Consider the following 12,789-nt stretch of genomic DNA (forward strand, 5'->3'; position numbering starts at 1 on the left):
AAGATCTGAGCGTAGGCGGGGGGCGCCCGACCGTCAATGTGCGGGTGGGGGCCGCACGCGCCGGCCGTACCACCGGGGCCCGGGAGACCTCCGGTACGGCCGGGACAGCCGGGGAACTGGACTGCATACCGACCAGTCGGTACGATCGGCGTATGAGTGCACCCGCCGATCCCCCGGGCCTGGACCTCGACCGCCTGCGCCGCCACCTGGAGCGGGAGCACCCCGGGCTGGCCCGGGGCGAGCTGCGGGCCGAGCTGCTGGAGGGCGGTCGCTCCAACCTCACCTACCGCGTCACCGACGGGACCGGGACCTGGGTGGTACGGCGGCCGCCGCTCGGCCACGTGCTGGCCACCGCGCACGACATGGGCCGCGAGCACCGGGTGATCAGCGCGCTGGCCGGCACTCCCGTCCCGGTGCCGCGGACCCTGCTGCACTGCGACGACCCGGAGGTCATCGGGGCGCCCTTCTACGTGATGGAGTTCGTGCCCGGCACCCCGTACCGCAGCGAGGACCAGCTGCGGGAGATCGGGCCCGAGCGGACCCGGGCCGCCGTGCACACCCTGGTCGACACCCTGGTGGACCTGCACGCGGTGGACCCGGCGGCCGTCGGCCTGGCCGACTTCGGACGCCCCGAGGGCTTCCTGGACCGGCAGTTGCGGCGCTGGGGCAAGCAGCTGGACGCCTCCCGCAGCCGCGACCTGCCCGGCGTGGACGAGCTGCACGCCGCCCTCGGCCGGGCGCTGCCCGCCTCCCCCACCCCCACGATCGTGCACGGCGACTACCGCCTGGACAACGTGCTGATCGACGACGGCGGCCGGCTCACCGCCGTCCTGGACTGGGAGATGTCCACCCTCGGCGACCCGCTCACCGACCTCGGGCTGCTGGTGATGTACACCGAGCAGCGCAGCAGCGACCTGCTCTCCGCGCCCACCACCGGCGGCGCCCCCGGCCACCCCACCTCCGCCGAGATCGTCGCCCGCTACGCCGAGCGCTCCGGCCGGGACGTCGCGGCGGTCGACTGGTACACCGCCTTCGCCTTCTTCAAGCTCGCCGTCATCCTGGAGGGCATCCACTACCGGTGGACCCTCGGCCAGACCGTCGGCGCCGGGTTCGACCGCATCGGGACCGTCGTCCCGGTCTTCATCGACCGCGGCCTGCGCACGCTGGGCCGGTCGGCGCCGCACACCGCGCCTCGGCAGCCTGCGGAGAACCCCACCACCCGAGACGAGGACTGAGCACCCATGGACTTCGGCTACGACACCAGGACCGAGGAACTGCGCACCAGGCTCTCGGCGTTCCTCGACCAGCACGTCCTCCCGGCGGAGCCGGTCTTCGAGGAGCAGCGCGAGCAGGCGACCGGCGACGACCGCTGGACCGCCCCGCCGATCGTCGAGCAGCTCAAGGCCGAGGCCCGGTCGCAGGGCCTGTGGAACCTCTTCCTCCCCGGGGAGCACGGCGCCGGGCTGACCAACCTCCAGTACGCCCCGCTGGCCGAACTCACCGGCCGCAGCCCGCACCTGGCCCCACCCGCCCTCAACTGCGCGGCGCCCGACACCGGCAACATGGAGGTGCTCGCCGAGTTCGGCACTCCCGCGCAGCGCAAGGAGTGGCTGGACCCGCTGCTGGCCGGCGAGATCCGCTCCGCGTTCGCGATGACCGAGCCCGACGTCGCCTCCTCCGACGCCACCAACATCGAGACCCGCATCGAGCGCGACGGGGACGCGTACGTCATCAACGGCCGCAAGTGGTTCATCTCCGGGGCGATGAACCCCAAGTGCGCGATCCTCATCGTGATGGGCAAGACCGACCCGGCGGCGGAACGGCACCGCCAGCAGAGCCAGATCCTGGTGCCCCGGGACACCCCCGGCGTCGAAGTGCGGCGCGGTATGCGGGTGTTCGGGTACGACGACGGCGACCACGGCGGGCACGCCGAGATCGTCTTCCGGGACGTGCGGGTGCCGGTCGGCAACCTGATCGGTGAGGAGGGCGGCGGATTCGCCATCGCCCAGGCCCGGTTGGGGCCGGGTCGGATCCACCACTGCATGCGGCTGATCGGCATGGCCGAGCGCGCCCTGGAGCTGATGTGCCGGCGGGCCGGGGCCCGTACCGCGTTCGGCAAGCCGCTCGCCGCGCAGGGCGTGGTGCAGGAGTGGATCGCCGAAGCGCGGGTGGAGATCGAGCAGTTGCGGCTGCTCGTGCTCAAGACGGCCTGGCTCATGGACACCGTCGGCAATCAGGGCGCCCACACCGAGATCCAGGCGATCAAGATCGCCACACCGGCCGCGGTCCAGAAGATCGTGGACCGGGCGATCCAGTTGCACGGCGCCGGAGGCGTCTCGCAGGACTTCCCGCTGGCCCAGCTCTGGGCCGCGACGAGGACGCTGCGACTGGCCGACGGCCCCGACGAGGTGCACAAGCGCTCCCTCGCGCGGCGCGAGTTGAGGAAGTACGCCTCGTCCGATTCCTGAGGCGCACGGCCGGGGCCGGAGCGGGCGACGCACAACGGCGGGGGCATCATCGGTGGTACCGGTGGCGCCCCCGCAGTCCTGCGTGGCCCGCTCCCGTGAACCCTTTTCCGGTCCGACGGCAAGTACAGGGTGCAACGCCTTCCTGCCCCTGCGACCACCCGGACCGCCCATGACCGAATCGCCGTCCCGCCCCTCCCCGGGGACCGGGCCGCCCGGCGCCGACACCGCTGCCGCTGCCGCTGCCGCGGATGGTGCGCTGATCGCGGCGTCACTCGAGGAACCCGAGTGCTTCGCCGCGCTCTTCGACCGGCACGCGCCGGCCATCCACCAGTACGCCGCCCGGCGCCTCGGCCGGGACGCCGCCGACGACATCACCGCCGAGACCTTCCTGACCGCCTTCCGGATCCGGACCCGCTACGACAGCGAACGGGCGGGTGTCCGGCCCTGGTTGTTCGGCATCGCGGCCAAGCTGATCGGCCGGCACCGGCGCGAGGAGGTCAGGGCGCTCCGGCTGCTCGCCCGTTCCGGGCACGACCCGGTGGCCGAGACCTGGACCGGCTCCGCCGACGACCGCGTCGTCGCGCAGGCCGCCTCCCGGCCCCTGGCCCGGGCGCTGGCCCGGCTCACCGAGGGGGACCGGCACGCGCTGCTGCTCGCCGCCTGGGCCGACTTCACCTACCAGGAGATCGCCGAGGCCCTGGACATCCCCGTGGGCACCGTCCGGTCCCGGCTCCACCGCGCCCGCCGCAAGATGCGTACCGCGACCGGCACGCACAGCCCGCTCAACGAATCGTTCGACCCGCACGCAGCGGAAGGTGACCTCGCATGAACGACCTGTCCCAGGTGCGCGCCCTGCGCGCCGACGCGCCAGCCCCCGACGGCGACCGGCTTGCCCCGCAACGGGCGCTGCTCCTCGCCGAGTTCCGGCAGGAGGCCGAGGACCGTACGCCGGCACGCCCCGTCCGGCGTCCTCGGGTCCCCCGGCGCCGGATCGTCCTGATGAGTGCCGCGGCCACCGCCGCGCTCGCGGTGACCGGCGGGATCGTCGTCTCCCTGCCCGACCACGACGCCCGCACCCCGACCACCGCCGGCGGCCCGCAGGTGCTGTCCGCACGGGCCTCCGCCGACACCCTCGAACTGGCCGCGGCCACCGTGCAGAAGTCGGGCGCGGCCGAGCCCGGCCCGAAGCAGTGGGTGTACGAGAAGAGCACGTCCATGGGCCAGGGCCCGAAGCAGACGGCGGAGTCGTGGACCCGCTGGGACGGCACGGGCTACGCGAACCTGCCCGGCATCGCCCCGTCCGGCAGCGCCAAGGGCTTCGACCCGAACAAGCTCCAGGTCTGGTACGGGCCCAACCAGGAGGCGAAGTGGAAGAAGGAGGGCTACGACGACCGCTCGCAGCGGCAGTTCTACGACTTCCTCGCCACGCTGCCGAGTGACCCCGACGCCATGATGAAGAAGATCCTCCAGAAGCACGCGATCGGCGACGTCCCGGGCGAGACCGCGGCGCAGCGCGACTGGCGGGAGATCGACGTGCTCTACCGCTCCGTGCTGATCCCGCCGAACGCGCAGGCCGGTCTCTTCCGGGCACTGGCGGCGGTCTCCGGCGCACGAGTGGAGACGGGCATCAAGGACCCCGCCGGGCGACCCGCGATCGGAGTGACCGTGACCTACCCCGAAGCCACCGCTTCCGGCTGGCAGGGCAAGCAGGAGCTCTTCTTCGACCCGACGACGTACGCGTACCTGGCGGAGATCGCGCGCGCCGCGCCGCCCACCGCACCCGCGAAGCCCCGCGGACGGGTGGTGGTGACCCGGAACGACGGGTCCGTGGGCACGGTCGTCACGTCCGGCACCGTCGCGATGACCACCGTCCGCGACGCCTGGGGGGTGGTGGACAGGCCGGGCGAGCGCCCCTGACGCACGGAGGCGGGGTGCCGTCCGCGGACGGCACCCCGCCTCGTCGCGGCTGCCGGACGGAACTCCCGTGCGCCGCAGGCCCGTTCAGGGCAGGACGACGACCCGGCCGACCGTCGTGCCGTCGGCCACCGACTGGACCGCCCGCGCGGCCTCCTCCATCGGGACCCTCGCGGAGACGAGGGGCTTGACCGTGCCCTCGGCGGCGAGGCGGGTGAGGCTGTCGTGGGCCGCGCGGACCGCCGCCGGGTCGTGGGTGGCGTACAGGCCCCAATGCAGCCCGAGGATCGCGTAGTTCTTGACCAGGGCGTGGTTGAGGCCCGGCGCCGGGATGGTGCCGCTGGTGAAGCCGACCACCACGATGCGGCCCTCGAAGGCCACGCACTTCGTGGACCGGGTGTAGGCGTCGCCGCCGACCGGGTCGTAGACGACGTCCGCGCCCCGCCCGCCGGTGGCCTCCTTGACCACGGCGACGAAGTCCTCGCTGCGCCGGTCCACGACCACGTCGGCGCCCGACTCGCGTGCGGCCTTGGCCTTCTCGGCCCCGCCGACCACGCCGATGACGGTGGCGCCCGCCGCCTTGCCGAGCTGGACGGCGGCGCTGCCGACACCACCGGCCGCCGCATGCACCAGGAGGGTCTCGCCGGCGCGGAGCGCGGCCCGGCGGTGCAGGCCGAACCAGCCGGTCTGGTAGCCGATGTGGAGCGCGGCGGCCTCGGCGTCGTCGAGGGCTTCAGGGGCCGGCAGCACGCCGGCGGCGGGCACCACCGCGTACTCCGCGAAGGCGCCGCCGGGCAGGGCCGCCGTGGTGATGACGCGGTCGCCGGGGCCGACGCCGGTGACCTCCGGCCCGGTCTCCGCCACCTCGCCGCACAACTCCACACCCGGGGTGAAGGGCAGCGGCGGACGGATCTGGTAGCGGCCGCGGCACAGCAGCGCGTCGGGGAAGTTGACGTTGGCGGCGCGCACCCGCAACAGCACCTCGCCGGGGCCGGGTTGCGGGGTGGGGACGTCGTCGAGGCGCATCGCCTCGCGCGGCTCGCCGGTCTCGTGGACGCGCCATGCCTTCACGGGGGGACTCCCAGGGGGTCAGGGCCGCAGCAGCGAGTGCAGCAGCAGGTCGGAGAACTCCGCGGCGACCTGCTCCGCGGTGAGCGGGCCGTCCGCGTGGTACCAGGTGCCGAGGTGGTGCACCGAGCCGAAGAAGAAGTCCACCACCAGGTCGGGGCGCGGTTCGGGCCGGAACCGGCCGTCGCGTTGCCCCTCCTCCACCAGCGCGCGGAACGTCTCGTGGTAGCGGCGGCGCTCGGCCCGGACCGCCTTCTGCTTCTCCGGGCTGAGCTGGTGCATCGAGCGGAAGAAGATCTTCGTGTCGTCGAGGTTCTGGATGCTGGTGACGACCACGTCGGCGGCGGCCTCGGCGATCCGCTCGGTGACCGGGGTCGGACGGGTGGCGATGGCGTCGAGCCGCTCGGTCTGCAGCCGCAGCACCCGGCCGTAGATCTCGTGCAGCAGGTCGTCCTTCGAACCGAAGTAGTGGTAGAGCGCGCCCTTGGTGACGCCGGCGGCCTCCACGATCTCCTGGACGGAGGTGCGGTCGTAGCCGTGCTCGGCGAACAGCCGGGTGGCCTCGGCGAGCAGCCGCTCGGGCACCGCACCCGTCGTACCGGAACCCGACGCGCCCGAACCCGTCGCGGCGCCCGGTTCCGTACCGCCGCCGGCGCTGCCGCCGCTCGTCGCCCTGCGTGCCATCGCTGCCCTCTCCTCGTGCCGTGTGGTCGGCCGGCCGGCATTCCGACCGGTACGGACCCTATCCGGCCGCCGTTTTCAGTTCGCGGCGCAGGATCTTCCCGGTGGCGGTCTTGGGCAGCTCGACCAGCACCTCCACCTGCCGCGGGTACTTGAACGCCGCCAGCCGCTCCTTGCAGTACGCGATCAGCTCGGCCGGTTCGACGGCGACGCCGGGCCGCAGGCTGACGTACGCCTTGACGCTCTCGCCGCGGTAGGCGTCGGGTACGCCGACGACCGCCGCCTCGCGGACGGCGGGGTGGGTGTAGAGGACGTCCTCGACCTCGCGCGGCCACACCTTGAAGCCGGACGCGCTGATCATGTCCTTCTTGCGGTCGACGACGTAGAGCCAGCCGTCCTCGTCCATGAAGCCGATGTCCCCGGTGAGCAGTTCACCGCCGGGCAGGGCCGCCGCGGACTCCTCGGGCTTGTTCCAGTACCCGGGCACGACCATCGGCCCGGTCACCGCGATCTCGCCGGACTGCCCGAACGGCACCTCGGCGCCGTCGTCGTCGAGGATGCGGACCATGGTGCCGGGGCCGGGCACGCCGACCGCGAGGGTCCCCGACTCCGGGTCGACCGGCGCCTCCAGTCCCGGCGGGACACTCGCGCACGGCGCCGTGCACTCCGTCAGGCCGTACCCGTTGGCGAGGTAGAGGCCGCCGGAGCGGGCCCGGAAGGACTCCACGACGGCGGGCGGCAGCGGGGCGCCGCCGGAGGAGATCAGCCGGAAGGAGGCGAAATCCTCCGGGCCGGCGTCCGGCCGGGCCAGCAGTGCCATGAAGGCGGTCGACGGTCCGACGGTGTAGGTCGGCCGGTACTCGCGGAACGCGTCGAGCACCACGCCGGGCTCGAAACGGTACGCGAGCGCCACGGTGTGGCCGCCGGCCAGCGCGGCGGCGAGCTGGCAGACCATGCCGGTGATGTGGAAGAGCGGCGCGAGCGCGAACACCACGGCGTCCTCGGGCAGGCCCTGGACGCGGACCTGCCGGTGGGCGTTGAAGGAGATGTTGCCGTGTGTGTTGAGGGCGCCCTTGGGGCGGCCGCTGGTGCCGGAGGTGTAGCTGACCAGTGCGGTGTCGCCGGCCGCGGGCAGGTCCGCGCCGGAGCGCGCGGGGCGCGGCCCGGCGCAGGCGCGGGCGGCGGCCCGGCGCAGGCGCGGGCGGCGGCCAGCACGTCCGTCGCGACGCCGTCACGTGGACCGTCGTCGCCCGGGCCGCCCTCGGCGGGCAGCCGCTCGGCGGTGAGTACCCGTGGGTCGTCGCGGGTCTGGAGGTCGTACTCGGAGGCGGTCAGCGCGATCCGCACCGGCGAGCCGGCGACGGTCTGCCCTACGTAGTCCCGCCAGGCGGTCCGCGAGCACAGGATCGCGGCGGCGCCGGCGTCGCCGAGAATGTGGGCGAGTTCCTGCTGCTTGTACATCGGGTTGACCGGGATGACCGAGCCGCCGGCCTTCCACGCCGCGAGCAGCCCGACCGCGAACTGCGGCACGTTCTGGAGCATGATCGCGAGCCGGTCGCCGCGGGCGAACCCCTGCTCTTCGAGGTGGCGGGCGAGCCCGTCGGAGAGGGCGTCGAGCTCGCCGTACGCGAGCGTGCCGTCGAAGTAGCGCAGCGCCGGGTGGTCGGGGACGCGCCCGGCGACGTCGAGGAAGCTGTGCAGCACGGACGGCGGGTGCTCGGTGAAGGCGCGCTGCTCGTCGGTGAAGTGCTGGAGCCAGGGCTGGTCGGCGTAGCTCGTCATGCCCGTCCGCCCTCCTTGCGCGCCGCGAGCTGCTCCTCGTACTGGCGCTGGACCTTGTTCATGCCGCGGAGCCAGCGTTCGGGTTCCGCGGCGCGGGCGGCGTAGTACCCGGCGGCCTGCGGGTGCGGCAGGATCAGGAAGCGCTCGGCCGCGATGCCGTCGAGCACCGCGTCGGCGACGTCCTCCGGCTCGATCGCGTCCGGTGCGAGCACCAGGTCCCCGGCGGTGCCGCTGGCCGCGAGCATCGCGGTGCGCACGCCCTGCGGGCAGACGGCGTGCACGTGGATCCCGCGGTGCCGGTAGGTGAGGGACATCCACTCGGCGAAGGCGAGCGCGCCGTGCTTGGTCACGGAGTACGGCGCGGCACCGATCATCGTCAGCAGCCCGGCGGCGGACACGGTGGACACGAAGCGGCCCGCCCCGCGGTCCAGCCACTCCGGGAGCAGGGCGCGGGCGGCGCGGACGTGGCTCATCACATTGACGTCCCAGGCCAGTTCCCACGCGGCGTCGTCGGCCTCGGGCCCTCCTCCGGTGCCCACACCCGCGTTGGCGCAGAACACGTCGATACTGCCGCCGAGCGCGGTCCGGGCGGCGGGCACCACGTCGGAGGCGTCGCCCGGCACGGCCACGGCGTCGATCTCGGCGGCGGTCCTGCGGGCGGCGTCGGCATCGAGGTCGTTGACGGCCACCCGGGCGCCCTCGGCCGCGAATCGGCGGGCCAGCGCGGCGCCGATACCGCCTCCGGCCCCGGTGACGACCACCCGGGCGTCGCGCAGCGCTTCCACGACCACGACGTGTCTCCTTCGACTCGACGGTACGACTCTCGCATACTAAGCGGTCGGTCATCCCCGCGGAAGGGCCGGACCCCGGCCCGGGGCACTGCGGGGGGCGCGGCCGCGGGCAGCCCGAAGCCCGGCACCGTCGCATGCGGCGGGGCCGGGCCCGGGATCGTGGCGACGCGGTGGCGACGCGGTTTCAGCGGTGCGAGGGGAACTCCACCACCTGCTGGTAGGTCGGACGGTTCTGCCAGCTGATCCGGTCGTCCGTGATGCCGCCGAGCGGCCGCTGCACGATCGAGTCGGCGCACCACTGGTCACCGGCCGCGCAACCGCCGTCGTCCCCGGGGTAGACGGTGCTCGCCGGGGTGGCGGCCGCCTGCTTCAGGGTCGACAGCAGCATGTCCCGGCAGGCCGCGAGCCGGCCGCCGCCGCAGTAGGTGTGCGCGAGCGGGCCCTGCACGTTCTGGCCGAGCACCTTGCGCAGGTCCTTGTCGGCGTACGACCACCAGCCGTACTGGAACGAGCTGCCCGCGTGCGAGCCGGTCGGGCCGTGCCCGGCCGACGGCGACTCGTCGATGGTGAGGTTGGCGGCCAGCGCGTTGTACAGGTCGGTGCCGAGCCCGGGCTCGAACTCGCCCTGGACCAGCAGCGGCCACCACGCGTCCATGGTCCGTACCGCGTCCGCGTTCGCGTACGTGTGCGAACCCGGCGAGGTCTCCGTCCGCTTGGTGCCCGCCGCGGCCCACGCCGTCAACTGCTGGACGGCGGTGGCTTCCTGGGGATCGGCCACGGGTGCGCTGTCGATCACCTGGAGCAGGTCGGGCAGCACGTCCTCACCGCGCAGATCGGTCAGCGACGCGTCCGACATCGCCTTCACCAGCGACGCCCTCGTCACCCCGCCCGCCTGCACCAGCGCCTTCACCCGGTCGTTGAGCAGGTCGGCCCGGTGCACCGAGCCGTTGCCGAAGGTCGCCGACGTGTAGCCGGGGGCCTGCTTGTTGTTCCAGCTGATGTAGTAGTCCTGGTCGACGGACTGCGGATGCTGCGAAGGGGGCGTGTAGTCGGCCGTGTTGTGCGTCGGGTCCCAGCCCTGCCAGTCGTACGCACCGGTCCCCCACACGGGGAACGACGCGTCCACGCCGGCGGCACGCACCGGGTTGGTGCCGCTGTTGTAGTACGCGGTCTGCCGGGAGTCCGCGTAGAACCAGTTGAAGGTGTAGTTGATGTCCTGCGCCGCCTTCTGGAACGACGCCGCGTCGTGCACGAACCCCGGATCGTTCAGCTCCTGGAAGCCGATGATCGAGTCCGCCTCGTGCATGTACGAACTGCGCAACTGCGTGTAGGCGACCGGTTTTCCGCCGATCGTGGCGCGGTAGATCACCGGTCCGTAGGCCGTGCGCCACACCTGCATCCGGTATGACCCGGCAGGCGTGGAGTCCGCGAGCGTCGGCGTCCAGGAGTTGGTGCGCTCCAGTTTCTCCATCGCCACGCACTGGCCGTGCAGGAGGTAGTGGGTGTCGTCCTGGCAGAGCTGCACCGCGTAGGTGTCGGTCACGTCCTGCGAGGCGGACGTGGCGCTCCACGCGTAGTCCTGGCCGCGGCCGAGCTCCACGTACATCCCCAGCCCCGCGAACGACGCGCCGCGCGCGCTGATCCCGGGCCCCTGCAGTTCCTGCAGCATCAGCAACTGCGGGGCGAAGTAGCCGGTCTGCGGCCCGAACACGGCGACCGGATGGCCGCTGGCGGTGTGCGCGCCGCTCACCACCAGCGCGTTGGACATACCCTTGCGCGGGTCCGAGAAGAGGTTCGACGGCAGCACCCCGGGGCTCTTCGTGGTGCTCTGCGTCGCCCCGCCGGTCGCGTCGTAGACCAGCGGCTCCGGCACCACCGAACCCGGGTCCGGCAGCGCCTCGCCCTGCGCGTTCGCCGGCTTGCCCGCGTACGGGAACGAACTGCCGTCGTGCACGGTCGAGGTGGCCTCGGGATCGTCCCGCTCCCGGAAGGACTCCCAGACGTTCGTGCCGTCCTGGACGCCGTACTTCTGCTGCGCCGCCGCCAGCGACAGCGCCGACTGCACCTCTCCCCCGCCGCCGGTGCCGAACAGCGCGCCCACCACGGAGGCGAGCGCGATCAGGTCGGTCATCTTGAACGGCTCGATGGTCCCGGCGTTGGTGATCGGGTCGACATGCCCGGTCAGGTCGTACTCCCCGGGGAAGGTCCGGCTGCTCTTCGCCGAGGTGATGTAGGCGTTGATGCCGTCGATGTAGTCCTGCGCGTCGGCCAGTGCCTGCTGCCCGCGCGCACCGCTGTTGTTGCTCAGCCAGTCGACCTGCGCCTGCAGGTCGTCCTCGGTGTACGGGGCCTGCTGCCAGAACTCCTGCTCCAGGCCGCGGTTGGCGGCCGCGCCCCCGGCGAACGACGACAACTCCCCCCGCCCGACGTGCCGGAAGAGGTCCATGAGCCACAACCGGTCCTGTGCGGCGGCGTACCCCGCGCCGAACTCGGTGCCGTCCCTGGTCGTGCCCTTGATGTGCGGCACCCCGGTCGCCTTGTCCCGGGTGATCGTGACGTCGGAGCGCGGGCTGATCACGGAGGCGACCTGGTTGGCGGGCACTCCGAAGGAGGACGAGTTGAAGAACTTGCTCAACGTCGCGTCCGTCAGGCCCTGGTAGCCCGTCGCGAGCGAGGAGTACGGTCCGAGCTGGTCCATCGTGTGCGCGGGGCGCGTCCCGAGCACCTTGTTGGCGAGGATGTCGGCGAGGGTGGCGTTGCCGTTCTCGCCGGGCGGCAGGATGTCCGAGCACTGCCCCCCGCAGTAGTCGGTACTGCTGTCGGCGGCGTGCGCCGCCATGGCGCCCGGCGCCATCAGCGTGGCGCCGAGCGCCAGCAGCGCGGCGGCCGCCGCGGTTCTCAGGATGCCGATCCGCCTGCCGATCCGCGTGCCGATCCGTTGTGGGGTCCGTAGCGGCATGTCTGCTCCTTCCGGATACCGGTGCGCGGAGGTTACCGCCGGTATACCTTCCCCGGAAGATGAACATACGTCAGCTTTTCAGATTCTCCGCCGTCCCACGTGGCCGAACCGGATCATAGGCACCCACATCCCCGCGGACCCCGCGCTTCCCCCGGGCATCTTCCGGGACACGTCACCGCACAGGGCCGCACCGCGCCGACGGTGCCCGCCTCACCCCGTGGCCCATCTCCCGCCGTGGCCCATCTCCCGCCGCGACCCGCCTCACCCCGCGACCCGCCTCACCCCGCGGCCTGCCGCAGCACGAACACACCCCAGCCCAGGTACCTGCGCTGGAACTCCAGGTGCGTCCGCCGGCCGTGCGCCAGGAACTCCCGCATGTCCGCCGCGTCCCGATGGTCCGCCGGCACCGCCCGCAGCCAGTCGGAGACGGCGAACCACTGCTCCGCCACGTACCGGTCCCAGCTGTCCCCGTCCGCGAGCACCATCTCGACCAGTTCCATACCGGCCGCTTCGAACCGGTCCAGCGTGCCCACCAGGGAGGTGAAGTCCTCCGGGCCGAACCCCAGTGCCTCGTACGCCTCCTCCGGGGCCGGTTCGGTCCAGTACGGTTCGCCGATCAGCATGAGGCCGCCCGGCCGCATCGCCGGGCGCAGCAGATCGATCGTCCCGGCCAGCCCGTCGCCGATCCAGGTCGCCCCCACGCACGACACGACGTCGAACGCCCCGGGCTCGGCCCGATAGGCGCCCGCGTCGCCCCGCTCGAAGCCGAGTTGCTCGGCCACGCCCAACTCCGCCGCCCGCAGCCGGGCGGCGGTCAGGAACACCTCGCTCAGGTCGACACCGACACCGCCGACACCCCAGCGCTGCGCCCAGCGGGCGAGCAACTCCCCCTTCCCGCACGCCAGATCGAGGAGCCGCTGCCCCTCCTCCAGCCGGCAGATCTCCCCCAGGAGCATCAACTTCGCGTCGGTGATCGGGTTGAGAATGCGGTGCCCGGACTCGGCGATCTCGTGATGGCGCAGGCTCATGCGGCTCCTCGGCCTCGCAGGTCCCCTCGACGGGGATGGAACCCGCGCATCGTGCCTGATCCGGGAGCCGCCGTGCCACTCGAATTCCGCTGGGGCCG

Annotated in this window: 9 protein-coding genes and 1 pseudogene; 4 read left to right on the plus strand and 6 right to left on the minus strand. The window is 73.0% G+C overall.

The features are described from left to right. Nucleotides 1-152: 152 nt before the first annotated feature. The 4 genes from C4U44_RS16985 (at nucleotide 153) to C4U44_RS17000 (ending at nucleotide 4,385) form a co-directional block, all read left to right on the plus strand. Nucleotides 153-1,235: a phosphotransferase family protein gene (locus C4U44_RS16985; protein ID WP_103886633.1), complete on the plus strand. Its 1,083-nt coding sequence runs from the start codon at nucleotides 153-155 to the stop codon at nucleotides 1,233-1,235. 6 nt (nucleotides 1,236-1,241) lie between these two features. Next, the gene (locus C4U44_RS16990; RefSeq protein ID WP_103886634.1) at nucleotides 1,242-2,468 is read left to right on the plus strand and encodes an acyl-CoA dehydrogenase family protein; all 1,227 of its coding nucleotides are present in this window, start codon (nucleotides 1,242-1,244) and stop codon (nucleotides 2,466-2,468) included. Between the two features lie 169 nt (nucleotides 2,469-2,637). Further along, a complete protein-coding gene (locus C4U44_RS16995) occupies nucleotides 2,638-3,297 on the plus strand; it encodes an RNA polymerase sigma factor (RefSeq protein WP_103886635.1) in 660 nt (219 codons plus the stop codon). Then, a complete protein-coding gene (locus tag C4U44_RS17000) occupies nucleotides 3,294-4,385 on the plus strand; it encodes a CU044_5270 family protein (protein WP_103886636.1) in 1,092 nt (363 codons plus the stop codon). The genes C4U44_RS16995 and C4U44_RS17000 overlap by 4 nt, the downstream gene beginning before the upstream one ends. Before the next feature lie 84 nt (nucleotides 4,386-4,469). Here C4U44_RS17000 and C4U44_RS17005 read toward each other — a convergent pair whose 3' ends face one another. The 6 genes and pseudogenes from C4U44_RS17005 to C4U44_RS17030 all read right to left on the minus strand — a co-directional run bounded on the left by C4U44_RS17005 (nucleotide 4,470) and on the right by C4U44_RS17030 (nucleotide 12,691). After that, a complete protein-coding gene (locus tag C4U44_RS17005; RefSeq protein ID WP_103886637.1) occupies nucleotides 4,470-5,453 on the minus strand; it encodes an NADPH:quinone oxidoreductase family protein in 984 nt (327 codons plus the stop codon). A gap of 18 nt (nucleotides 5,454-5,471) precedes the next feature. After that, entirely contained in the window at nucleotides 5,472-6,134 is a 663-nt protein-coding gene (locus C4U44_RS17010; RefSeq protein WP_103886638.1) for a TetR/AcrR family transcriptional regulator, read from the minus strand. A gap of 58 nt (nucleotides 6,135-6,192) precedes the next feature. Further along, a pseudogene (locus tag C4U44_RS17015) lies at nucleotides 6,193-7,913 on the minus strand (AMP-binding protein). Further along, nucleotides 7,910-8,698, minus strand: coding sequence for an SDR family oxidoreductase (locus tag C4U44_RS17020; RefSeq protein ID WP_103886749.1), 789 nt, complete (start codon nucleotides 8,696-8,698; stop codon nucleotides 7,910-7,912). The pseudogene C4U44_RS17015 and the gene C4U44_RS17020 overlap by 4 nt, the downstream one beginning before the upstream one ends. A gap of 190 nt (nucleotides 8,699-8,888) precedes the next feature. Then, the gene (locus C4U44_RS17025; RefSeq protein WP_103886639.1) at nucleotides 8,889-11,663 is read right to left on the minus strand and encodes a penicillin acylase family protein; all 2,775 of its coding nucleotides are present in this window, start codon (nucleotides 11,661-11,663) and stop codon (nucleotides 8,889-8,891) included. A gap of 278 nt (nucleotides 11,664-11,941) precedes the next feature. After that, on the minus strand, nucleotides 11,942-12,691 hold the full coding sequence (locus C4U44_RS17030; protein WP_103886640.1) for an SAM-dependent methyltransferase: 750 nt from the start codon (nucleotides 12,689-12,691) through the stop codon (nucleotides 11,942-11,944). Between the last annotated feature and the right edge of the window lie 98 nt (nucleotides 12,692-12,789).

This window comes from Actinacidiphila yanglinensis, from assembly GCF_900107965.1.
Taxonomy (GTDB): Bacteria; Actinomycetota; Actinomycetes; order Streptomycetales; family Streptomycetaceae; genus Actinacidiphila; species Actinacidiphila yanglinensis.

Coding starts and splice junctions, on each gene's coding strand:
- C4U44_RS16985 (WP_103886633.1), top strand. CDS start 153: ATGAGTGCACCCGCCGATCCCCCGGGCCTGGACCTCGACCGCCTGCGC.
- C4U44_RS16990 (WP_103886634.1), top strand. CDS start 1,242: ATGGACTTCGGCTACGACACCAGGACCGAGGAACTGCGCACCAGGCTC.
- C4U44_RS17025 (WP_103886639.1), bottom strand. CDS start 11,663: ATGCCGCTACGGACCCCACAACGGATCGGCACGCGGATCGGCAGGCGG.
- C4U44_RS17010 (WP_103886638.1), bottom strand. CDS start 6,134: ATGGCACGCAGGGCGACGAGCGGCGGCAGCGCCGGCGGCGGTACGGAA.
- C4U44_RS17000 (WP_103886636.1), top strand. CDS start 3,294: ATGAACGACCTGTCCCAGGTGCGCGCCCTGCGCGCCGACGCGCCAGCC.
- C4U44_RS16995 (WP_103886635.1), top strand. CDS start 2,638: ATGACCGAATCGCCGTCCCGCCCCTCCCCGGGGACCGGGCCGCCCGGC.
- C4U44_RS17030 (WP_103886640.1), bottom strand. CDS start 12,691: ATGAGCCTGCGCCATCACGAGATCGCCGAGTCCGGGCACCGCATTCTC.